We start from the raw sequence: 21,327 nt of genomic DNA on the forward strand, positions 1-21,327 counted from the left end.
TGCCGCGGACGACTCCAGGGATGGAGGAGGTAGGGCGAAGCAGGAGCCAGAGCCGAGCACAAGGATGTGCGGGAGCGGCTTTGTCCAGGAGGGCAGGCACAGGGGCCTGCCCCTATGGGTTCGGGTGGCGGTCAATCCAGTGTCGCTGTAGGGGCAACCCCCTGTGGTTGCCCTGATGTTACCGGCGTCTGAGTAGGTACGGGGCCTACCCCTATGGGATCGGGCGAAACCCCACCGGGAGAATGCAGTCATTTCCGTATCCCTCGTTCCCACGCTCTGCGTGGGAACGTATACCGCGTCGCGCAATCCCGGCTCCGCACTTAATATTAGCCATTTTCCACTTCGACTTTTGGCTAATTGTCCGCCTATAGGCCACCTACTAGAGTGTCTGTGAGTCTTGATACTTTGGTGTTCCCGGCGCTTTACCCATCGCAACCGGGTCGTTGTTTCAGGTTCACCGGGTTCCAGGATGGTTTGTAAATCCAATCATGAGGAGAATGTTATGAAGTGGGAAACTCCGGATTTTTGTGAGCTCCGTATGGGCTTTGAAGTAACGGCTTATGTCTATACCCGTTAAGCCGTGAAGGTTGGGGAGTTTTCGCTCAGAAGGCTCCCCAACTTCGTTCTGGTCTGCTGTTAACAATGACCGGCGGCGATGTGGAGTTGCAAGGATGCCGTTCTCCGTCAGCGCCAAGCCTGTCCATGGAGAGTCGCCTCGTGACCCTATCGAACACCCCTTTCAACCCCTCCGACCGACCGGTGATCAATCCGGTATTCCTGTTCCGCTGGGAAGAACAGGAGCAGGCTTACCTGCTGCTCTACCCCGAAGGCATCATCAAACTCAACGATTCGGCCGGCAATATTCTCAAGCTGTGCGACGGCGAGCTGACCCTGCAATCGATCACTGAGAAATTGAAGATCCTGTTCGGCGACGACGGGATTGAAGACGATATCTACAATTTTATGGAGGTGGCTCGTGGCAAAGGCTGGATCAAAGCTAAAAATTGATGGCAGCGGCAAGCCGCTGTGGCTGGTGCTGGAGCTCACCTACCGCTGTCCGCTGAAGTGTCCCTGGTGTAACAATCCGCTCGATTTCGATGAGTTGAAAAACGAATTGACCACCGATGAGTGGAAAAAGGTGCTGCGCGAGGCGCGTGCCGCCGGCAGCCTGCAACTGGGCTTTTCCGGAGGCGAGCCGATGCTGCGGCCGGATCTGGAAGAGCTGGTGGACGAGGGTAACCGGTTGGGTTACTACACCAACCTGATCACCTCCGGCATGGGCCTGAGTAAGGAACGGTTGACGGAACTCAAGCGCTGCGGTCTGAAACAGATCCAGTTGAGCCTGCAGCACAGCAACCGGGAAAAGAACGACATCATGGTGGGCGTCCAGTCCCACGATGAAAAGATGGCAGTGATCGAAGAGATCAAAGCGCAAGGTTTTCCGGTGGTGCTCAATGTGCCGCTGTCCCGCTATAACATCGATGCGGTGGATGACATCATCACGATGGCCGAGCGGACCGGCGTCGAGTACATCGAATTTGCCAATATTCAGTACTACAACTGGGCGCTGCTGAACCGCGCCGCGCTGTTGCCCACCCGGGAGCAGATCGAGTACGCCGAGGCGCGGGTCAACGAGGCGCGCAAACGGCTGGATAACAACCTGACCATCTACTTTGTGGTGCCTGACTATTTCGACGGCCGCCCCAAGGCGTGCATGAACGGCTGGGGCGCTATCCACCTCACCATTGCGCCGGACGGCTCTGCGCTGCCCTGTCAGGAGGCACGGGTGCTGGATGGCGTGGAGTTCCCTAATGTGCGCGATCACGATGTCGGTTGGATCTGGCATGAGTCGCCCGCCTTCCAACTGTATCGCGGTGACTCCTGGATGAAGAAACCTTGCGTCGACTGCGATGAGAAAGAGAAGGACTTCGGCGGTTGCCGCTGCCAGGCTTATCTGCTCACCGGTGATGCCACCAATACCGATCCGGCCTGCTCCAAGTCCCGGCACCACGACATTATCCAGTCCGCCGTGGCGGCGGCACGCATCCACAGCGGACCGCAAGTACCCCTGGTGATGCGTTCCCGCGGTGCCATTAACGGCAAGATGAAACTGATCCAGCCATGAGGTTGCCGCACGAAAGTCTGGGTGGAACCGTTGTGGCCGGCCTGAGTCTGGTGGCGCTGCTCTCCCTGATGGCAATTTGGCTGGCGGGCGGATGAGCGCCATGTTGAGTCTGGAACTGCTCGATGTGGTCGCCCGTTGGCTGCATCTGCTGGGGATATTGGTATGGATCGGCCACAACTACGCCAATGTAGTGGTTAACCCGGCCTACCGTCCAGCCAGCCCGGAGGCGCCGTTGGAAGCGTTGGGCAAGCAGTTTGAAGCCGCCCTGCATCGGGAGCACGGTATTTTCCGCTACGCTTCGCTGGTGGTGCTCGGAAGCGGTTTTTATATGCTTTGGCACCGCGGCATCCTGCTGGATGTCCTGACCCTGCAGGGGGGCATGGCGGTGCTGGGGATCGGCGTCTGGACCGGTATCGCCATGGCGCTGAATCTCTGGTTGGTACTCTGGCCCCATCAAAAGAAGGTGATCGGCTTTGTTCCGGCGAGTTATGCCGAACGCATCCGCTGCTCGCGTATCACTTTTCTCTCTTCCCGCAGCAATACTATCCTCTCTTTCTCCGCGCTGTTTTTCATGATTGCCGGTTCCCACGGCGTCGCGCTGTTCACCTGAGGGGTGATCGGTGATGGCCAGCTATAACTTTGCCGCCGGACCCTCTGCCCTCCCCAAGGCGGTACTGGCGGCGGCACGGGAAGGGTTGGGTGACTGGGATGGCAACGGCCAGTCGGTGATGGAGATACCCTTTACCGGGGAGGCGTTTGCGCGCATCCATAGCGAGGCTGAGGCGACACTGCGCCGACTGCTGGCGATCCCGTCCGACTATCAGGTGCTGTTCATTCAGGGCGGTGCCTACGGGCAGTTTTCCCTGTTGCCGATGAACCTGCTGCGCGGTCGCGAGTCAGTCGATTACGCCGTGACCGGTCACTGGTCCCAGCGCGCTGCCAATGAAGCGAAGCGTTACTGCCGGGTGAATATCGTTGCCGATGGGGCGACCAACGGTTTTACCGATATTCCGGAGTGGCCGGAGTGGTCGTTGGATCCGGCGGCGGCCTACTGTCATATCACCAGTAACGAAACGGCCAACGGGATACAGTTTCGCGAGTGGCCGGAGACCGGGTCGGTACCGCTGGTGGCCGACGTGACCTCGGACTTTCTTATGGCACCGTTGGATATTCGCCGGTTCGGCCTGGTATACGCTTCGGCACAGAAGAATGCCGGTATCGCCGGTCTGACGCTGGTGATCGTGCATCAGTCACTGCTGGGGCGGGCACTGCCCATTACTCCCACCGTATTCAATTACGAGCTGTTGGCGGCGGCCAACTCCCGCATTAACACCCCTCCGGTCTGGGCCCTCTATCTGGCCGGGCTGGTATTTAAATGGATTCTGGCAGAGGGTGGTCTGGCGGAAATGGCGGCGCGCAATCGCCGCCATGCCCGCTGGCTCTATCAGGCGATCGACGAGAGCGGTTTTTACCACTGCCGGGTGGCTGAATCGGCACGCTCTTCGGTCAATGTCTGCTTTGAGCTGCCTACTGCGCCATTGCAACAACAGTTCCTGGCCGAGGCCGAGGCCCAGGGATTGCACAATCTGAAAGGGCATGCGGCCGCTACCGGACTGCGTGCCAGTCTGTATAACGGGGTCAGCGAGGCGGCGGTGTCGGGCTTGCTGGCTTTTATGCACGATTTCGCCCGGTGTCATGCGCCCGCGGCCTGACCCTGGCAAGCCGCCCCGGTTTGGCCGTTTGGGTCCCTGGGCGCGCAACGGACGGTTGCTGCAGGCGATATGCCGGCTTTGGGTGTTGGGTCTGGGAAGGTCCCGGGCCTCACAGCAAGAGACAGGGCAGGCCCGTCAGCTGATGGGTCTACGTATCACTAACCCCATCGGCCTGGCAGCCGGAATTGACCGTAGCGGACAACTGTTGCCGGGGACGGCCCGGGCGGGCTTCGGTTTCAGCGAAGTGGGTTCGGTGTCTCCCGAAACGTTGACAGTCAGCCTGCGCCGATTAAAACGGGCAGGTGTATTGGAAAGTGATCTGGTACACGGGGTGAATATTCGTCCCAGGTCGGGTGCCACGATCGCTGAAATGATGGACGACTATCTCCACTGTCTGCACGCCTTGTTGCCGGTAGCCGATTATCTGGTACTCAATCTCAGTTCCCCCTTTGCCCGTCGCGGTTGGGCGGCCGATCCGCTCTGGCTGGAGACACTGTTGACCCAGGCCGTAGCGCTCCGTGACCAGTATTGTCGCAATGGCGGACCGCGGGTACCCCTGGCGATCAAAGTGGTATTGGCTCCGCGCTTGTCGCCCGGCCAACGTCACGGTTTGCTGCTGGGTCGTGGTGCCGGCCTGGATGGCGTGGTGTTGGTGGCGGCCCCGGGTCAGGCCGAATCCGCGGTCTGTCACACCTTGCGGCAAGTCAAATCGCTGCTGGGGGAGACGGCGCTGATCTCGGTGGGCGGCATCGTCGACGGGTCACAGATAGCCGGTCGATTGGCGGCCGGTGCCACGGCGGTGCAGTTGTTCAGCGCCGTGCTCAGCCGGGGGGTGACGATCCCTCAACAGCTGCTGGAACGGCTCCAGCCCAAACCGGATCGGGAGGCCGCCTGATGAATCTGCCATTGCTGGGAATAGTGGTTATTGGCGGGCTGTTGTGGCAGCTCTGGCTCTATGGTCGGGAGATTCGCTTCCAATGGCGACGCTCGGCAATGGCCAACTACAGCGTTCGGCGACTGCAGGTCACCCTGCTGGGATTAATCATAGAAGCGCTGTTCGTGTTGCTGATGCTGGCGGCCGGGCTCGACGGGCTCAACCGGCTGTGGCTGGAAACCGGTCTCCATGGCTGGTTGCTCAATGGAGCGGTGCTGCTCTCGATACTCATGCTGCAGGCGGCCATGCAGCGCGGTATCGCGCTACTGCGTGTCTGGGGTGTGGAACGCCGCTTTGGATACGCTTGCCAAAGCCTGGGCGGTTTTTTTCGGGATACCCTGATCAAGGGTGGTTTGCTGTTGCTCTGTGGCGCGCTTTTGGCGGCCGCGGCGACAGGTCTGTTGGAAACCGGTTGGCAACGTGGCTGGTGGGGGGTAGCGCTGCTTTGGGCCGGATTTGTCTGGGCGCGTTCTTCGTTGTGGCCGACGCTGATCGCCCCTCTGTTTAACCGCTATCGCCTTTATGATGATGCCGGGCTTGAGTACCGTGTGCAGGCGATGGCGCTGCAGGCGGGCGTCCGGGTGGGCCCGTTGCTGGAGATGGACGGCTCGCGACGTTCGTCCCATGGCAATGCCCAGGTTACCGGGTTCGGTGCTTCGCGTCGGGTGGTGTTGCTGGATACCCTGCGGGGGATACTGGAACCGGAGGAGATCATGGCGGTGGTGGCGCATGAAGTCGGCCATCTCGGAGGGCGTCACCTGGGGCTGTATCAGCTCTGCACACTGTTTGTGGCAACCGTCTGGATCGGTCTGTTCAGTTGGCTGGCCGCGACGCTGGCCTGGGCGCCCGGTAGTGGTCTGGCACTGCTCTGGTTGTTGTCCCCCACGGCCGCCCTGTTGGTCAAACCGCTGTTCGCCCATATGATCCGCGGATTTGAACATCAGGCGGATGCCTTCGCCGAGGCGTGCGGTTACGGGGATGCGCTGGCCTGTGCCTTGCTCAAGCTGACCCGCCATAACGGTGCGGCGACGGAGTCGGACCCTTGGTTCAGTCGGGTTTACCACTCCCATCCGCGGCTTGCCGATCGTTTGCAGCGTCTCCGTGAGGCGGCGGCGCGGCGTGCGGCCGAGCCCTTCGGCCATACCCCCTTGGGAGTGTATTGAACATGCAGCTTCACGACTTGACCTGGCCCGACGTCGAAGACTATCTGCAGCGCAGTGATGGTCTGATGATCCCGATCGGTTCCACGGAACAGCACGGTCCCAGCGGTGTCATCGGCACCGATGCCATGGTGGCCAAGGCGATCGCACGGGAGACCGGGGTGCGTAGCGATCTGCTGGTCGGGCCGCTGCTCAGTATCGGTGTGGCCGAGCACCACATGGCGTTTCCGGGGACCCTGTCACTGCGACCCTCGACCCTGATCGCCCTGTTGCAGGACTATCTGCACTCACTGGCTCAGCACGGTTTCCGCCAATTCTTTTTTATCAATGGTCACGGCGGCAATATCGCCACCCTCAAAGCGGCCTTTAGCGAGATTCAGACCGGCGAGCGGGAGCGAGGGGGCCAGCGGCCGCTACGCTGTACGTTGGTTAACTGGTATGAGGTGGCAGAGGTGGTGCGGCTGCGCAAGCAGTACTACGGTGATCAGGAGGGGCGCCACGCCACGCCGAGCGAGATTGCGGTAATCCAGTACCTGCGGCCGGATCTGATCCGTAAGCAGCCGTTGCCGCCACCCGGTCCGCTGCAGAGTGAGGTACAGGGGGCGGCCGATTTTCGTGCCAAATACCCGGATGGCCGGATGGGTTCCTGGCCTGACCTGGCGACCCCGGCCCAGGGGCAGGTGCTGTTCGATGCAGCGGTGCGCGGGTTGGCGCAGCAGGTGCCAACCTTTTTTTCCGAAGGCGGGTAAACACTCTCCAGAGCGTGTAGGGGAGGGTTCCCATGCCCGCCCTTATCGATTCCAGTGTCTATTCTGATAGCGCAAGCAACCACAGGGGGTTGCGCCTACGAGACGGTACTTGCCTTGGTTGAACGGGCCTGCTGGATCAACGGCACGCAGCGCGTGGTATCGTCGTAGATCTCCACACACTCCAGGCACTGGAAACAGTCATCATAGCGAATCGCACCGCTCTGGCGCTCTATGGCCTCGTAGCGGCAGGTGACATAGCACAGCTTGCACGGAGTGCCGCACTCCTGGCGCCGCACCAACCAATCCCAGCGCCGCAGTTTGCCGCCCAGCACCAGGGCCGCCCCCAGCGGGCAGAGAAAGCGACAATAGCCCTTGAACACCACCATCGAAACCAGCACGCAGGCGACGGCGTAGAGCACATAAGGCCAGGCGCGTTGGAAGGTGAGGGTGATGGCAGTTTTAAACGGCTCCACCTCCACTAGGCGATCGCTCAGGGCGGTAGCGAACAGCAGGCTGCCGATCAGGCCGGCCAGGATCACGTACTTGATCCAGCCCAGCCGGCGGGTCAGGTCCGCCGACAACCGCCATTCGTTAATTCCCAGTTTCCTGCCCAGGGTGTGGGCGAACTCCTGCAGCGCACCGAACGGGCAGAGCCAGCCGCAGAAGGTGCCCCGACCCCACACGATCAGGGTAATCAGGGTGTACACCCACAACAGCAATGAGACCGGATCGTAAAGCAGAAAGGCGAAATTGTGCGTCTGGAAAATGGCCCGCAGCAAACCCATCAGTGTAACCATGCTGAGCTGGCCCTGCTCCCACCAGCCGACAAAGAAGAGGGTGATCAGTAGCAACAGCGGGCGCAGGGTGGCGAGGCGCCCGGGACCGGTGAGGCGCTGCCGGTGGCGCAACAGCAGGTAACTGAGCAGGCCGAGAAACAGTGACAGCCACAGCAGATCCGGCGCCTTGTCCCGCCAGGATGCCAACCAGGGTGGCTGTTGTCCCGCCTGATCCGGCGCAGGCAGAACGAAATAGCGTGGATCGGGCCGCTGGGTCAGGACAAATTCATGGCTGCCGGTGGCCGGCCGGAACGAGCCGTGCTGACGCAGTGCCTTGACGATGAAATTCCAGGGTGAGGCGGGGTCAAAGCCAAAACGGGTATCGACCCGCAGGATCATGGCTTGTTCGAAGTCGGGGAGACCGGGTAGCAGTCCTATCTCGGCGTCGGCGTCGCGCAGACTGATGGGAAAGCCCTGTTGCCGGAGGGAGAGGCGATCCGGCACAGAGTTGCGCACGAAATTGGCCGCTACCAGTCGGTGCCGGCCGTTGGCCAGCAGCAGGATCGGTTCTTCCGACGCTTCCAACTGTCCCTGCAGAGTGGCGAGGGGGGCCGGAGCGAGAAGGTTTTTGGCCACGCTGGGCAGATTCAGGTCGGCGATCCAGAGGTCCAGGTATAGTCCTTCCGGATCTTGCTCGGCTTCGGGATCATCATCGGCAAAGGAGGTGCCGGCGAACGCCAGCTGCACATCCCGGTTGGAGAGGTGCAGATGCTGCACCAGTCCGCTCTCGACCAACTGAGCCCAGCGCATCGGCTCGAACAGATCCTGACGCGCATGTCCGGCCGGCTTGGGTGCGATATGGGCGAGTTTCTCCCGGGCCACTTTCAACGCGGCGGAGAGAATGGTCTGGTTGGCGATACGCACCGAGGCGGTCGCCTTGGTGACGCCGTCGAAATAGCTGTCGGCATCGGTGGCATCTGCCGGTTTATGGACGCCGGCAGGCAGTACCTTGATGTTGGAGGCGAGGGATCGGCCGCGATACTGATAGAGAAATTCATGCAGTGGACGGGGACCGAGGCCGCTGACAAAGACCGGCTCATTCTGGTCCAACACCTTGATGTCGAGAAAGTTGCCGTCGGTGTCGATGCTGACCAGCAGGTTCATTGGGGTGCCGGAAAAGCCCGGAATGGGTGCCAGTTCCCGGGTTTCGAAGATATAGCCGGCCAGGGCGCCGCCGCTGTTCAGCAGTTGCCAAACGGGTAGTCGTTCATCCTTGCTGCCCAGTGCCATTGGCGGCACTACTTGGCGGGCGAGCTGCTCGGCGTCAAGTGCCGCCTGGCTGGCGGATGGCCAGGCGACCACCCACGCCCATACTAGTAAGACTCCCAATAGACGCGGCACGACTCACCCTCCCGACCTCGCATCCAAGATAATTGGAAACTAGTGGATCGGTGGGTGAAGCTCTATTCAACCTAAGTCGAAGGTCAGTGGTTGCCGCGTTCTCAAGCGCTTATCTCGTTCCCACGCTCTGCGTGGGAACGCATATGCCGCTGTAATACCTTGTTTCTTTAGTGGGAGTGCGCGCCAATCTTGGCGACTCTTTTGGCGTTCAGACCACAGGTGCGCCGTAACCGAAGCTGTAGGGGACCGGGCCGGAGAGCGCGATGACATCGCCATCCTCGAGCTGATGGGCCAGGCGTATGTCACCCACACAGCCGGGTGCCACGTCGCGGCCGTTTACCAGGATCAGAAACAGTTCTGAAAGGGGAATGTTGAAGTCTTTGACGATGTCGCCGATGGTGGCGCCGACCGGGTAGCAGATTTCGCGCTCCAGTTGCTCCGGGTTGCAAAATTTGGTCATCGAGTTGAAGGCGCGTACTTTGATGCTGACCGTCAGATCCCCCGAGTTGTGTCCGATAAGAGTCAAGTTGATTACCTCAAGAGTGACGTAAAAAGTTGGCGTATATTTTCTGCGCAGGGGGTTCATCCTCACTTTGATCAGGATCAAGTGGCGCATGCTACTTTGGTCGAATTGGGGTGGTGTGCTGCCTCGCCGGTATACGGGCTGTGGAGCCTTGTTCCAGCCGGATCGTTATGTCCATATGAACATAAGCCTTTAGTTCAATTGTGAGGGAAAGATTCCCCGGTAAACTCAGTGGTTGAGCGGATTTTATTCGTTTTTTTAACGCCTTCAAACCAGCAACAGCAGGCGATGCATGGCTGGAGAGGGGCAACATTCCGGGGAGGAAAGAATGCAAAAATCTCTGCACATTATTCCCGAGAAATGCACCGGCTGTACCCAGTGTGAAATCGCTTGCTCGATGGAACATGACGGCGTCTTCAGCTCCAGCAAATCTCGGATCAGAGTATTCAAATTTCATGATGAGGGACGCTTTGTTCCCTACACCTGTACACAATGCGCCGAAGCCTGGTGTCAGCGTGCCTGCCCGACCGGCGCAATCAGCATCAATGCCCAGACCGGTGCCAAGGAAGTCTCGGACTCCGCCTGTGTCGGTTGCAAGGTGTGCACCATAGCCTGTCCCTTTGGCACCATCAACTATGTCGCCGATCGTGGCAAAGTGGCGAAATGCGATCTCTGTGATGGTGATCCGGCGTGTGCCAAGGCTTGTCCGACCGGCGCCATTCTGTATATCGATGCAGAAGCGACCGGCTTCGACAAGATGCGGTCCTGGGCGGCCAAAACCGACACTGGCGCATCAGCCAGCGCTTAACAATAGTTATCGGGAGTTAATCATATGGCATGGGCTAGAAAGCTTCTGCGTGTCAACCTAACGGCTGGCACCTGTACGACTGAAGCGCTCAATATGGAGTGGGCGCATCAGTTCCTGGGGTCGCGTGGACTGGCGGCAAAATATCTGGTGGAAGAGATCGATCCGAAGGTGGATCCGTTGTCACCGGAAAATAAAATGATTATGGCTACCGGTCCGTTGACCGGTACGGCGGCTTCGACGGCCGGTCGTTATACCGTCACCACCAAGGGTGAGTTGACCGGTGCGATCGCCTGCTCCAACTCAGGTGGTTTCTTCGGTAACGAGATGAAGAACGCCGGTTGGGACATGATCATCTTCGAGGGCAAGTCGCCCAAGCCGGTCTATCTGCTGTTGCAGAACGATCAGGCGCAACTGATCGATGCGGCGGAATTCTGGGGTCGTTCGGTTTGGGATACCGAAGAGGGTATCAAGGCCAAACATCAGGACCCGTTGATCCGTGTCGCTTCCATCGGTAAGGCTGGTGAAGAGGGCTGCAAGTTTGCCTGTATCGTCAATGATCTGGACCGCGCGGCTGGACGTTCCGGTGTCGGCGCCGTGATGGGCTCGAAGAATCTGAAAGCGGTAGCGATTCGCGGCAACCTGGGCGTGAAAGTGGATAACCTGGGCCAGTTCATGGATGCGGTTAAGGCCGGCAAGGCGGTATTGGCCGGCAATCCGGTAACCGGTGAAGGCTTGCCCACTTACGGTACTCAAGTGTTGATGAATGTGATCAACGAGATCGGAGCCCTGCCGACCAACAATCACCGCGATGTGCAGTTTGAGCGGGCCAACGATATCTCCGGCGAAGCGATGCATGCAGTGCGTCAGGACGGCACCAAGAACCTGGTCACCAACGCCGCCTGTTTCGGCTGTACCATCGCCTGTCAGCGGGTCTCCAAGATCGAGCGCAGCCACTTCACCGTCAAGGATCGTCCCCAGTATCAGATTGCATCCGGCGGCCTGGAGTACGAAAACGCCTGGGCATTGGGAGCCGATACCGGGGTGAATGATCTGGAGGCGATCACCTTCGCCAACTTCATCTGTAACGAACAGGGTATGGACCCCATCACACTCGGGGCGACGATTGCTGCCGCGATGGAGATGTTTGAGGAAGGTGTCATTACCACCAAAGAGACCGGCGGCATCGAACTGCGTTTCGGCAACGCCGAGGCGTTGGTGCAGGTCACTGAACTGACGGCCAAGGGCGAGGGCTTCGGTCGTGAGATCGGCCTGGGTTCGAAGCGGCTGTGCGAGAAGTATGGCCGCGGCGAGTTGCACATGGGCGTGAAGGGACAAGAGTTCCCCGCTTATGACAGCCGCGGTATTCAGGGTATGGGTTTGACCTATGCCACCTCCAACCGCGGTGCCTGTCATCTGCGTTCCTATACGGTGGCCTCCGAGGTGCTGGGTATCCCGGAAAAGACCGATCCGCTGGAGACTACCGGCAAGGCCGGCCTGGTGAAGGCGTTCCAGGATGCGACAGCGGCGGTGGACGCCAGCGGTTTGTGCATCTTCACCACCTTCGCCTGGAGCATGGAAGACATTGCTCCCCAGGTGAACGGTGCCTGTGAGGGCGAGTGGACGGTGGAGTCGATGCTGGAAACCGGTGAGCGCATCTGGAACATGGAGCGTCAGTTTAACCTGGCGGCCGGCTTCACCGGCAAGGATGACACCCTGCCCAAACGGATCCTCAAGGATGCAGCCAAGACCGGGCCTGCCAAGGGCAAGGTCAATGAGCTGGGCAAGATGCTGCCGGAGTACTACCAACTGCGTGGTTGGAATGCGGAAGGGGTGCCGACGGGGGAGACCCTGCAGCGTCTCGGCCTGGACTAAGGTTAAGCGCAGCCGGCACCGGATCGACCGGGATGGATTGTATGAGGTAAATGCCCGATCGATCTGCTGCCGTACGCAATACCTTTGGGACGGTTCGCTCCTCATCACACCCTACCAGGGAGCGGTGAGGAGCGAACCGTTTCAGTCGACAATATCAGGGCGAATTTGCTCATTAGAGAGGAGATTGAACATTGATGGGCTTACTGAAGCGATGGTTTGGCGGCGATAAGCCTCAAGCAGAGGAAGTCACGGATACCGGTTCTGTCGCCGCGGATACCGCCTACCGTTATGTGGTAGTCGGTGCCGGGCCTGCCGGTGTGTCAGTCGTGGAAAATCTGCGTCGGCAAGATCCGGATGGTTCCATCCTGCTGCTGGGCGATGAGCCGGAACCACCTTACTCGCGCATGGCAATTCCCTACCTGTTGGTGGGAAAGGTGGGTGAATCAGGCACTTATCTGCGGCAACAACAAGGCCATTATGAGGATCTGGCTATCCAGTTCCGGCACGCCCGGGTCATCGGTATCGATGCAACGGCCAAACGGGTTACGCTGGATGACGGTAGTGGGGTTCGCTACGAACAGCTCTGCCTGGCTACTGGGGCGCGGCCGATCCGCCCGCCTATTCCAGGACTGGATCTACCGCGGGTGCATCATTGCTGGACACTGCAGGATGCGCGTCAAATTATTGAGCTGGCACATGACGGTGCCAATGTGGTCCTGATGGGCGCCGGGTTCATCGGCTGTATTATCCTGGAGGCGCTGGCCCTGCGCGGCGTCAACCTGACTGTGGTGGAGATGGGCGACCGAATGGTGCCGCGCATGCTCGATCCGGTGGCGGGGACCATGCTTAAACAGTGGTGTCAGGAAAAAGGGGTCAATGTTCATACCTCTACCCGTATCACCCAGGTGGAAGCCAACCCGGCCAGCGATGAGGATACCCTGCTGGTGGATATGGACAACGGGCAACAGATACCGGCTCACCTGGTGGTGGTGGCGGCCGGTGTGAAATCCAATCTCGATTACCTGCAGGATGCCGGTTTAGCGGTGGATCAGGGCGTGTTGGTCAATGAATACCTGCGTACCAGCGATGCGCATATCTATGCCGTGGGTGATGTGGCCCAGGGACCGGATTTTGAAAACGGTGATCGTGTGGTGCACGCCATTCAACCGACCGCCACCGACCACGGACGAATTGCCGCCCAGAATATGGCCGGTAAGTCGACTCCTTATCGCGGATCCATGCAGATGAACGTGTTGGATACGTTGGGTCTGATCTCGGTCTCATTTGGCGAGTGGGACGGCGTGCCGGGTGGCGACCAGACGATCATGCAGGATAAAGAAGGCTACCGATATATGCGTCTGGAGTTTGAGGGCGATCGTCTGGTCGGCGCGCAATGTGTCGGCCGTACCAACCATATCGGTGTCATCCGTGGGCTGATTGAAGGCCGGGTCGCACTGGGCCACTGGAAAGAACGGTTAAAGCAAAACCCCCACCTGATCATGGACGCGTATCTCTCCTGCGCACAACAGTAAGTTCGCTTGCTGTGGCCTTGTTAATCCCTCCCTCGCCGATGCGGCGGGGGAGGCGTCAGTCACTTTCCTACGCGCAACCGTTTCACTGGAAATGGGCCGTTTGACCGGTTCCTGAAAGGTGAACTGTTTTGCGTACAAACAGTGAATATATGGCGTCGGCAGACGGTCGCCGATAGCAGCCAATTCAACCAAAGTTGAAGAGTCTCGGTTCGCCGCATGGTTTATAAATGGTGTGAATCCGCCGCGACGGGTTCGGGTTGAAACAGACCTATCCAACGCAGGCTGTCCCGGTGCATCACGCCGCTTTCCTTTTCCAGAACAGGGATCAGGACGGATACCTAACCGGGTCGATTGCGATTTTACCAAACGACACTCACCCATCCGGGTGTGAGATTTGAAATGTGTGCTGTGGCGGGATTGTTCCAGCCATAGGAGGAGACCGCTAATGCTTACCTATCGTCCGCTTATTATCTTTGGACTGACTCTGTCGCTGGGCTTTTCGCAAACGCTATTTGCCCATGGCGATGTCACGCCGCAGGCGGTGGATACATCCGGTCTGCCGGTATTGGGAGAAGAGTGGGTGGAAACCAACCCGTTCCGTGAGAATGATGAACTGAAACCGCTGGCTCAAAAAATAGGTAAATCCGCCTACAACCAAAACTGTGCCCGCTGTCATGGATTGGAAGTGATTTCTGGCGGTATTGCTCCCGATCTGCGCTATCTGGAGGAAACCCCCGATGGCGATGACTGGTTCAAAGAGCGTGTCACCAACGGGGCCGTGCGTGACGGTAAGGTCTATATGCCGAAATTCCTTGGAACCATTTCGCAGGAAGGGTTGTGGGCGATCCGTACTTATATCGATTCAAGGGGCGAGGATTGATCCGGCGGCCGTCAAGGCATCCGGAGGGTAAGGCGGTGTAATCGAAATCGTCTGCCTCCTCTTCAACCATGCCGTTGTTTTCGGTCCGCTTTCGTCAATGCATCGGTTCATGAAAGCGCAGCGATATGATGCTGTTCAAAGGACGCTATTGTCCAGGATGAAGTGAATCACGTGACACGTCAGGCACAACAGATTGCTTCAGGGGTATCGGTAAACAGCGATACCGAACAGGCAGTGGAGGAGCTGATAGCGTGTTTCGGTGGTTTTACGCCAGAAGCGGTCATATTTTTCTGTTCCACCCACCTTGATATTGCACAGGTGGGTACAACCCTGTCGCAACGTTACCCGCAGTCCCAGGTGATCGGTTGTACTACCGCGGGTGAAATTAACAACCGGGGCTGCCTGAACAGCAGTCTTTGCGGTTTTGCCTTGCCCGGAGATAGCTTCAGTCTGGCCTCCACCGTGTTGCCCCATCTCTCCAGGTTCGATATGAAACTGGCGCGCAGCCGGGTCACTGAACTGCAGAACGATCTCGCAGAGCGGGGGGTGGCGCCGGTGATCGGCCATACCTTTGGCTTTCTGCTGGTGGATGGGTTGAGCGGCGTAGAAGAGATTGTGCTCAGTGCGGTTCACGGTGAGATTGGTGATATTCCGCTATTTGGCGGTTCGGCCGCCGATGATCTGCAATTCAGTAAAACCCTGATCTACTACAACGGAGAGACTCAGGACGACGTGGCGGTGCTATGTATGATCAATACCGTCTGTCCCTTCAAGGTATTCCGTACCCAGCACTTTGTGGCCGGGGAGCGCAAGATGGTGATTACCGAAGCCGATGTAGCGACACGCAATGTCAGTGAGATCAATGGAGTCTCGGCGGGGATGGAGTATGCCCGTCTGGTGGGTATCCACTATGATCGCCTCGATCCCATGACGTTTGCTTCACACCCGGTCATGGTGCGCGTCGGCGGCGCCTACTATGTGCGCTCGATACGCCAACTGGCCGAGGATGACAGTTTGACCTTTTTTTGTGCCATCGGTGAAGGAATCGTGCTGACCGTGGCGGAGGGTGTCGATCTGGTGGATAACCTTTCCCAGACATTCGAAAAAATACGTGAACATGTGGGTGAGCCGCAACTGGTGATCGGTTGTGACTGCGTGTTTCGCCGACTGGAATATATGCAGGATCCTGAAGTGGCCAAACGGGTTGAAGGACTGTTTCAAGCCAATCGCGTGATCGGTTTCAATACTTACGGGGAGCAGTTTGGCGGGATGCATGTCAACCAGACCTTTACCGGCGTGGCGATCGGTGCGCCGCAATCGGAGAAGGAATAGCCAATGGTCGCCTATCTGGATATCCAGCCAGGCACCGGCGATGAGGTGCAACGCCTGCGCAAGATCGTCACCGCTCTGATGAATCAGGTGGAACGTACCATGGATGTGCAGGGTGGCGCCTTCTCGCTGTTCCAAACCGCGATTCTGTTGGACGATAAAGTACGCGATCGTACCGGCGAACTTGAAGCGGCGATGAAGCGGCTTGAAGAGACCAATGACGAGCTGAATAAAGCCAATGCCGAGGCGCATACCGCACGCATGCGTTTGGTCGAGGCAGTGGAGAGTGTCTCCGAAGGTTTTGCCCTGTTTGATACCGACGATAACCTGGTACTGTGCAACTCGAAATTCCGTGAATACTGGGGACTGGATGAGGGGAATGTACCCTATGGCAGTTCGTTTAAGGTGTTGTCACAGGACTTGATCGATAACTGCCGGGTGCCGCTCGCCCTGCAAGATCGTCAGCAGTGGCTGGAAGATCGATTTAAACGACACAGGAATCCTGAAGGCGCCTTTGTCATGCGTATGTTTGACGGGCGCTGGCTAAAGGTAACGGAACGGCGTACCGGTGACGGCGGCGTGGTCGGGATCTATACCGATATCACCGATATCAAAAAGCAGGAAGAGTTACGACGTCAGAAAGAGTTGGCTGAAAAATCGGTGCTGCTGCAAGCTTCCATCGATAATCTGAGCCAGGGCGTGGCGGTATACAGTAATGAGTTGCTTCTGGTTGCCTGGAATCAGCGGTTTGTTGATCTGCTGGAACTGCCTCCCGGCCTGGTCCGTCTGGGGATGCCATTCTGCGAATATCTCCAGTTTAATGCCAACCGCGAAGAGTATGCGAGCGACATGGAGCGATCGGTAAAGGATAGGCTGGAGCAGGCGAGTGCATCCAGTTCATTCTTTTTCGAATATGTCCGACCCAATGGACGTGTCATGGAGGTACGTCGCAATCCCATGCCGAATGGCGGTTTTGTCACGACCTATACCGATATCACGGCCAGACGTCAGGCGGCCATGCAGTTGAGTGAAGCCAAGGAGCATCTGGAGGAGCGGGTGCGTGAGCGTACGGCTGCGCTCTCCACACTTAACGAGCAGCTACGCCAGGAGATCGCTGAGCGTCTGGATGTGGAGGAGGAGTTACGCCTCGCAACCGCCGCCGCCGAAGAGGCCAATCTCAGTAAAACACGTTTTCTGGCTGCCGCCAGTCATGACCTGCTGCAGCCGCTGAATGCCGCGCGTCTGTTTATCTCGACCTTGCAAGAGCAGCGTCTGGCGGAGAACACGGAGCGTCTGGTGGAGCGCACCGATATGGCGCTGCAGGGGGTGGAGAATCTGTTGAGTACGCTATTGGAGATCTCCAAGCTGGATGCCGGGGCGGTACCCACCAAGCTCAGTGACTTCCCTATTTCAGAAGTGTTACGGCGGTTGACGGAAGAGTATCAACCGTTGATCAATGAGTCGGGGCTACAACTGCGCATGGTCGATTCGTCTGTGACGGTTACCAGTGATCGTAAGCTGTTGGAGCGTATCTTGCGGAATTTTCTCTCCAATGCGGTGCGATACACATACCAGGGCAAGATACTCCTCGGTTGCCGGCGCCACCGGGACAGGCTGGCCGTTCAGGTAACCGATACCGGACTGGGTATCAGTGATACAGATCTGGATACCATCTTTGATGAGTTTCACCAGCTCAAACAGTCCGGAGAGCGGGGGGCGCCCGGGGTCGGTCTCGGGTTGGCGATCGTTAAGCGTATTGCTGAGATGCTGGATGTGCCGGTCATTGTCAAATCCCGCCTGGGCCATGGTTCCACCTTTGCGGTGGAGATTCCCATATCCAATCGTCTGGTACGTGCGGCAGCACCCACTCAGCGGGCCCTGCCCAGCCTGGAGATGCCGTTGCATGGGACGTCTGTGCTGGTGATCGATAATGAAGCGTCCATCCGTGAGGGAATGTATCATTTGCTGGAGTCGTGGGGTTGCGCCGTGTTCACCGCCGGTGATCTGGAGGAAGTGTGTCGATTGATTGAGGGCGGAAGCTTGCGGCCAGATTTTCTGATTGTCGACTACCATCTGGATAATCAGATAACCGGGGTCGATATTCTGCTATTCCTGAAACGCGAATATGGGATCGACGCTCCTTCGATCGTGGTGACGGCCGATCGTAGTGATGCGATGCGCAGTGAAGTATCTAAGGCTGGTTACCGGGTTTTGCATAAACCGCTCAAGCCTCACCGCCTGCGGGCCTGGATGGCGCACAGCCTGAAGGCCAAGGAGTGCTCTTCCTGAGCCGAATCGTGCGGACCTGATGACGATTTTCCGCGTATAGGGGAATTGGCCCTGCCGCCAATTGCCCTCGGAAAGTGAACCCGGGAGTTATCCCGGAAGATAGATACCAACCACTAAAGACGCAAAGTATTGACTTGCATTCCCCCGGCTTTTCGTATGCCACGTAAGATCGGATAGCTGGATGAATCGTCGTATCTTTTTTGTGTACTTTGCGCACTTCGCGGTTAACTACGGTGCTCAGGTCTATTCCATATTGCCCAATTTCTGTGCCGCCAGTACCGCCTGGGTTCGGCTGTTGACTCCGAGCTTGCGCAATACCGATGAAATATGTGCTTTGACCGTCGACTCCTTGATATCCAGTTCGCAGGCGATGATTTTGTTTGGTTTACCTTCAGTCAGGTGTTGCAAAACGCTAAGCTCGGCCGGGGTAAGCAGGGCAAATTTTTTCTGGAATTCATGATCGAGAGTGGAGCGTGGCCCGGTCTCCATCTGCGCCTTCTCCAGTTCATCCGGCACGTAGGTGCCGCCGGCCAGGACGGTTTTGATTGCTTCGGCAATCAGTGCCTTGGGGCTTGATTTGGTAATAAAGCCAAAGGCGCCGCAGGTAAGCCCGCGTCGGATTGCATCCGGATCCTCGGAAGCCGAAACGATCGCCACCGGAACGGTAGGGGCGGCATTGCGGATGGCTACCAATCCGGAAAATCCTTCCGATCCCGGCATGCGTAGGTCTAGCAGTACCAGATCGAGGTCGAAATCCTCGCTGGCTCGTTTGACTGCCTCATCCAGGGTAGAAACTTCAACGATCTCCACGTCATCAAAGTACTCTTCAATGACTTGCCGTAGGGCATCGCGGAACAGGGGATGATCGTCTGCTACAAGGAACTTGGGCATGTTTCAAGACTCTTTAGCTGAACAGTGACTGGTGACTAGTCTGTTTTTAGTAATTATATCACCCTACTGATTGATGACCCGGTCATTCAATAACCGATAGTCCAACAGTATAGGACAGGTTGGCCGATTCTCGCAGATCGGTACGTCCTTGGATAGGGCCCCTATGTATTGGCCCGATGTTCCCTGTTCGGCCGCGTCGCCGGCGCTTCAGATGCGCAACGGATGAAGGCAGTGGAAGCATTTGCCCCCACTGCCTTGTTTTTTACCCTCTCAACTCACCGTCTGCGGTACGGCGGCGCAGGAGAAGATCCTCTACGCCGCTGTGTTCCCAGTCAGTTTGCTACCCATTTCGCTGAGAGTTTGTCGGGGCGTCTCATTTGGGGATCTTGAAGGTCCAGACGCTGCCACCTTGATTCAGGTTTTTGACCCGTTTGGCCACTTCACCACCCCACAGTGGGACGGCACCACCCCAGCCGGAAACCACCGACACATACTGTTCGCCATCCTGTTCCCAGGTGATCGGCTGTCCCACGATGCCGGAACCGGTCTGGAATTTCCACAACTCTTCACCGGTCTTGGAGTCAAAGGCCTTCAGGTAACCTTCCGGTGTACCCGTGAATACCAGGCCACCGGCGGTGGTCATGACGCCACCCCAGAGCGGCGCATTGTTTTTGTATTCCCATACAATCTTGCCGTTTTTCGGGTTGATGGCCTTGAGGGAGCCGATATAGTCCTCAAACAGCGGTTTGATTGTGAAGCCGGCACCCAGATAAGCGGCGCCTTTTTTATAGTTCACCGGCTCATTCCAGATCTCCATACCCCACTCATTGGAGGGGACGTAGAACAGTTCGGTCTCCTGGCTATAGGAGATAGGCATCCAGTTTTTACCGCCGAGGAATGAAGGTACGGCAAATACCGATTTACCCTTCTTGCCATCGCTGGAGGCCGTCGGGTTGCCGGGGCGGTTGTCGTCATTGTAGATCGGACGACCGGTCTTCAGATCAATCCCCTTGGCCCAAGTGATGTCGCGTACGAAAGGCGTGGCGTTGACCAGCTTGCCCTTTTCACGGTCCAGTACGTAGAAGAAGCCGTTTCTGTCCGCGGTGGCGGCCAGTTTTTTGCCGTCAAGATTGAATGAGACGACTTCGTTTACACCGTCGAAATCCCAGCCGTCGTTCGGCGTGGTCTGGTAGTGCCACTTGATTTCACCGTTGTCCGGATTGATAGCAATACGTGAAGTACTGTAGAGGTTGTCGCCCGGGCGCAGATGGGAGTTCCAGGGAGCCGGGTTGCCGGTGCCGTAGAAGATGGTGCGGGTCTCGGCATCGTAGGTGCCGCCCAGCCAAGTGGCACCGCCGCCGTATTTCCACATATCGCCTGGCCAGGTGGCGTTCTTCTTTCCGGTCATGGTGCTCTCTTTACCGTTGAGCGTACCCATGTGGCCTTCGATGGTAGGGCGTGACCAGACCAGTTCACCGGTCTTCGCATCGCGGGCTTCAACTTTACCGATGATGCCGAATTCACCGCCGGAGACGCCGGTAATGATTTTACCTTCGACAATCATGGGGGCGGCGGTGATGGAGTAACCGGCCTTGTAGTCACCGATCTTCTTTGACCACTTCACCTTGCCGGTCATGCGGTCAAGGGCGACCAGCTTGGCATCCAGTGTGCCGAAATAGATCATATCGCCATAGATGGCGGCACCGCGATTGATGACGTCACAGCACGGCATGATACCGTCCGGCAGCCGCGCATCGTATTGCCAGAGTTCTTCACCGGTCTTGACGTCAACGGCAAACACGCGTGAATAGGATGACGTAACGTACATGATGCCATCATAGACAATCGGTTGAGTCTCCTGGCCACGCTGTTTCTCTCCGCCAAAGGAGAACGACCAGACAGGTAACAGTTTCTTTACGTTGTCGTGGTTGATCTGTTTGAGCGGGCTGAAACGCTGACCCTGAAGGCCCATGCCAACGGTGACGACTTGGGTGGTGATATTTTGATCGTTCAAAATATCCTTGTCGGTAACATTGGCGCTGGCAGTTTGCGCTGTTACGGAAATGGCCAGCGAAATGGCCAGTGCTAGTGAGACTTGTTTCATTCTACTCCCCCATGGGTATCCATATGGTTATCTGACATGAGGGTAGTGCCAGGTGGTGTCCCTCATGGTAATTACTGCATTGATAGTTGTAGTGGATATGGCAACAAGCCTCTATTGGAAAAAAGTCGAATGCGTGTTTTTAGTTACTGCGCAGCAAAAAATAAAAATGGGTCATTAGTAGAATGAATGGGTTGTTTGCTGCGCGGCAGATTGGCTATCGAAAGCGTCGCTGACGGAAACGC

At 57.8% G+C, this 21,327-nt stretch carries 18 protein-coding genes; 14 read left to right on the plus strand and 4 right to left on the minus strand.

Annotated elements, in window-relative coordinates:
- The first annotated feature begins 502 nt into the window (after window positions 1-502).
- The 8 genes from pqqA (at window position 503) to ACQY5R_RS15135 (ending at window position 6,680) form a co-directional block, all read left to right on the plus strand.
- Window positions 503-577: a pyrroloquinoline quinone precursor peptide PqqA gene (gene pqqA / locus ACQY5R_RS15100; RefSeq protein WP_260292450.1), complete on the plus strand. Its 75-nt coding sequence runs from the start codon at window positions 503-505 to the stop codon at window positions 575-577.
- A 140-nt stretch (window positions 578-717) separates the two neighbouring features.
- On the plus strand, window positions 718-1,008 hold the full coding sequence (gene pqqD, locus ACQY5R_RS15105) for a pyrroloquinoline quinone biosynthesis peptide chaperone PqqD (protein ID WP_428609854.1): 291 nt from the start codon (window positions 718-720) through the stop codon (window positions 1,006-1,008).
- On the plus strand, window positions 977-2,125 hold the full coding sequence (gene pqqE, locus ACQY5R_RS15110) for a pyrroloquinoline quinone biosynthesis protein PqqE (protein WP_428609855.1): 1,149 nt from the start codon (window positions 977-979) through the stop codon (window positions 2,123-2,125). The genes pqqD and pqqE overlap by 32 nt, the downstream gene beginning before the upstream one ends.
- Window positions 2,126-2,225: 100 nt before the next feature.
- Window positions 2,226-2,735 (plus strand): hypothetical protein, encoded by a 510-nt coding sequence (locus tag ACQY5R_RS15115; RefSeq protein WP_428609857.1) that lies wholly within the window; start codon window positions 2,226-2,228, stop codon window positions 2,733-2,735.
- A gap of 13 nt (window positions 2,736-2,748) precedes the next feature.
- The gene (gene serC / locus ACQY5R_RS15120) at window positions 2,749-3,837 is read left to right on the plus strand and encodes a 3-phosphoserine/phosphohydroxythreonine transaminase (RefSeq protein WP_428609859.1); all 1,089 of its coding nucleotides are present in this window, start codon (window positions 2,749-2,751) and stop codon (window positions 3,835-3,837) included.
- Window positions 3,821-4,732, plus strand: a complete 912-nt coding sequence (locus tag ACQY5R_RS15125; RefSeq protein ID WP_428609860.1) for a hypothetical protein — start codon at window positions 3,821-3,823, stop codon at window positions 4,730-4,732. The genes serC and ACQY5R_RS15125 overlap by 17 nt, the downstream gene beginning before the upstream one ends.
- Complete coding sequence (locus tag ACQY5R_RS15130; RefSeq protein ID WP_428609862.1) at window positions 4,732-5,934, plus strand: M48 family metalloprotease; 1,203 nt, start codon at window positions 4,732-4,734, stop codon at window positions 5,932-5,934. Before ACQY5R_RS15125 ends, ACQY5R_RS15130 begins: the two co-directional genes overlap by 1 nt.
- A gap of 2 nt (window positions 5,935-5,936) precedes the next feature.
- On the plus strand, window positions 5,937-6,680 hold the full coding sequence (locus tag ACQY5R_RS15135; protein WP_428609863.1) for a creatininase family protein: 744 nt from the start codon (window positions 5,937-5,939) through the stop codon (window positions 6,678-6,680).
- Window positions 6,681-6,775: 95 nt separating this feature from the next.
- Here the strand turns inward: ACQY5R_RS15135 and ACQY5R_RS15140 are convergent, their stop codons facing one another.
- Together ACQY5R_RS15140 and ACQY5R_RS15145 are read right to left on the minus strand one after the other, a co-directional pair.
- Window positions 6,776-8,857: a 4Fe-4S binding protein gene (locus tag ACQY5R_RS15140; protein ID WP_428609864.1), complete on the minus strand. Its 2,082-nt coding sequence runs from the start codon at window positions 8,855-8,857 to the stop codon at window positions 6,776-6,778.
- 208 nt (window positions 8,858-9,065) lie between these two features.
- The gene (locus tag ACQY5R_RS15145; RefSeq protein WP_428609866.1) at window positions 9,066-9,473 is read right to left on the minus strand and encodes a hypothetical protein; all 408 of its coding nucleotides are present in this window, start codon (window positions 9,471-9,473) and stop codon (window positions 9,066-9,068) included.
- Window positions 9,474-9,708: 235 nt separating this feature from the next.
- Here ACQY5R_RS15145 and ACQY5R_RS15150 point away from each other — a divergent pair, with 235 nt between their 5' ends.
- The 6 genes from ACQY5R_RS15150 to ACQY5R_RS15175 all read left to right on the plus strand — a co-directional run bounded on the left by ACQY5R_RS15150 (window position 9,709) and on the right by ACQY5R_RS15175 (window position 18,090).
- Complete coding sequence (locus ACQY5R_RS15150; RefSeq protein WP_428609867.1) at window positions 9,709-10,188, plus strand: 4Fe-4S dicluster domain-containing protein; 480 nt, start codon at window positions 9,709-9,711, stop codon at window positions 10,186-10,188.
- 24 nt (window positions 10,189-10,212) lie between these two features.
- A complete protein-coding gene (locus ACQY5R_RS15155) occupies window positions 10,213-12,060 on the plus strand; it encodes an aldehyde ferredoxin oxidoreductase family protein (protein WP_428609868.1) in 1,848 nt (615 codons plus the stop codon).
- Between the two features lie 194 nt (window positions 12,061-12,254).
- Window positions 12,255-13,592 (plus strand): NAD(P)/FAD-dependent oxidoreductase, encoded by a 1,338-nt coding sequence (locus ACQY5R_RS15160; RefSeq protein ID WP_428609869.1) that lies wholly within the window; start codon window positions 12,255-12,257, stop codon window positions 13,590-13,592.
- Between the two features lie 445 nt (window positions 13,593-14,037).
- Window positions 14,038-14,472 carry a cytochrome c-550 PedF gene (gene pedF, locus ACQY5R_RS15165; protein ID WP_428609870.1) on the plus strand — a complete coding sequence of 145 codons (435 nt, stop codon included), beginning with the start codon at window positions 14,038-14,040 and terminating at the stop codon, window positions 14,470-14,472.
- A gap of 171 nt (window positions 14,473-14,643) precedes the next feature.
- Window positions 14,644-15,804 (plus strand): FIST N-terminal domain-containing protein, encoded by a 1,161-nt coding sequence (locus ACQY5R_RS15170; protein WP_428609871.1) that lies wholly within the window; start codon window positions 14,644-14,646, stop codon window positions 15,802-15,804.
- A 3-nt stretch (window positions 15,805-15,807) separates the two neighbouring features.
- The gene (locus ACQY5R_RS15175; RefSeq protein WP_428609872.1) at window positions 15,808-18,090 is read left to right on the plus strand and encodes a NahK/ErcS family hybrid sensor histidine kinase/response regulator; all 2,283 of its coding nucleotides are present in this window, start codon (window positions 15,808-15,810) and stop codon (window positions 18,088-18,090) included.
- 243 nt (window positions 18,091-18,333) lie between these two features.
- On the opposite strand, the gene ACQY5R_RS15180 is transcribed toward ACQY5R_RS15175, so the two are convergent.
- Together ACQY5R_RS15180 and ACQY5R_RS15185 are read right to left on the minus strand one after the other, a co-directional pair.
- Window positions 18,334-18,981 carry a response regulator gene (locus ACQY5R_RS15180; protein WP_428609873.1) on the minus strand — a complete coding sequence of 216 codons (648 nt, stop codon included), beginning with the start codon at window positions 18,979-18,981 and terminating at the stop codon, window positions 18,334-18,336.
- Window positions 18,982-19,354: 373 nt separating this feature from the next.
- Complete coding sequence (locus ACQY5R_RS15185) at window positions 19,355-21,085, minus strand: PQQ-dependent methanol/ethanol family dehydrogenase (protein ID WP_428609874.1); 1,731 nt, start codon at window positions 21,083-21,085, stop codon at window positions 19,355-19,357.
- Window positions 21,086-21,327: the final 242 nt, after the last annotated feature.

The organism is Sedimenticola sp. (assembly GCF_050289425.1).
Lineage (GTDB): Bacteria > Pseudomonadota > Gammaproteobacteria > Chromatiales > Chromatiaceae > Sedimenticola.

Bases quoted from the DNA above. Each gene is read 5' to 3' on its own strand.
- ACQY5R_RS15115 (WP_428609857.1), top strand. From the start codon at position 2,226: ATGTTGAGTCTGGAACTGCTCGATGTGGTCGCCCGTTGGCTGCATCTG.
- serC (WP_428609859.1), top strand. From the start codon at position 2,749: ATGGCCAGCTATAACTTTGCCGCCGGACCCTCTGCCCTCCCCAAGGCG.
- ACQY5R_RS15125 (WP_428609860.1), top strand. From the start codon at position 3,821: ATGCGCCCGCGGCCTGACCCTGGCAAGCCGCCCCGGTTTGGCCGTTTG.
- ACQY5R_RS15130 (WP_428609862.1), top strand. From the start codon at position 4,732: ATGAATCTGCCATTGCTGGGAATAGTGGTTATTGGCGGGCTGTTGTGG.
- ACQY5R_RS15135 (WP_428609863.1), top strand. From the start codon at position 5,937: ATGCAGCTTCACGACTTGACCTGGCCCGACGTCGAAGACTATCTGCAG.
- ACQY5R_RS15145 (WP_428609866.1), bottom strand. From the start codon at position 9,473: ATGCGCCACTTGATCCTGATCAAAGTGAGGATGAACCCCCTGCGCAGA.
- ACQY5R_RS15150 (WP_428609867.1), top strand. From the start codon at position 9,709: ATGCAAAAATCTCTGCACATTATTCCCGAGAAATGCACCGGCTGTACC.
- ACQY5R_RS15155 (WP_428609868.1), top strand. From the start codon at position 10,213: ATGGCATGGGCTAGAAAGCTTCTGCGTGTCAACCTAACGGCTGGCACC.
- ACQY5R_RS15160 (WP_428609869.1), top strand. From the start codon at position 12,255: ATGGGCTTACTGAAGCGATGGTTTGGCGGCGATAAGCCTCAAGCAGAG.
- pedF (WP_428609870.1), top strand. From the start codon at position 14,038: ATGCTTACCTATCGTCCGCTTATTATCTTTGGACTGACTCTGTCGCTG.
- ACQY5R_RS15175 (WP_428609872.1), top strand. From the start codon at position 15,808: ATGGTCGCCTATCTGGATATCCAGCCAGGCACCGGCGATGAGGTGCAA.
- ACQY5R_RS15180 (WP_428609873.1), bottom strand. From the start codon at position 18,981: ATGCCCAAGTTCCTTGTAGCAGACGATCATCCCCTGTTCCGCGATGCC.
- ACQY5R_RS15185 (WP_428609874.1), bottom strand. From the start codon at position 21,085: ATGAAACAAGTCTCACTAGCACTGGCCATTTCGCTGGCCATTTCCGTA.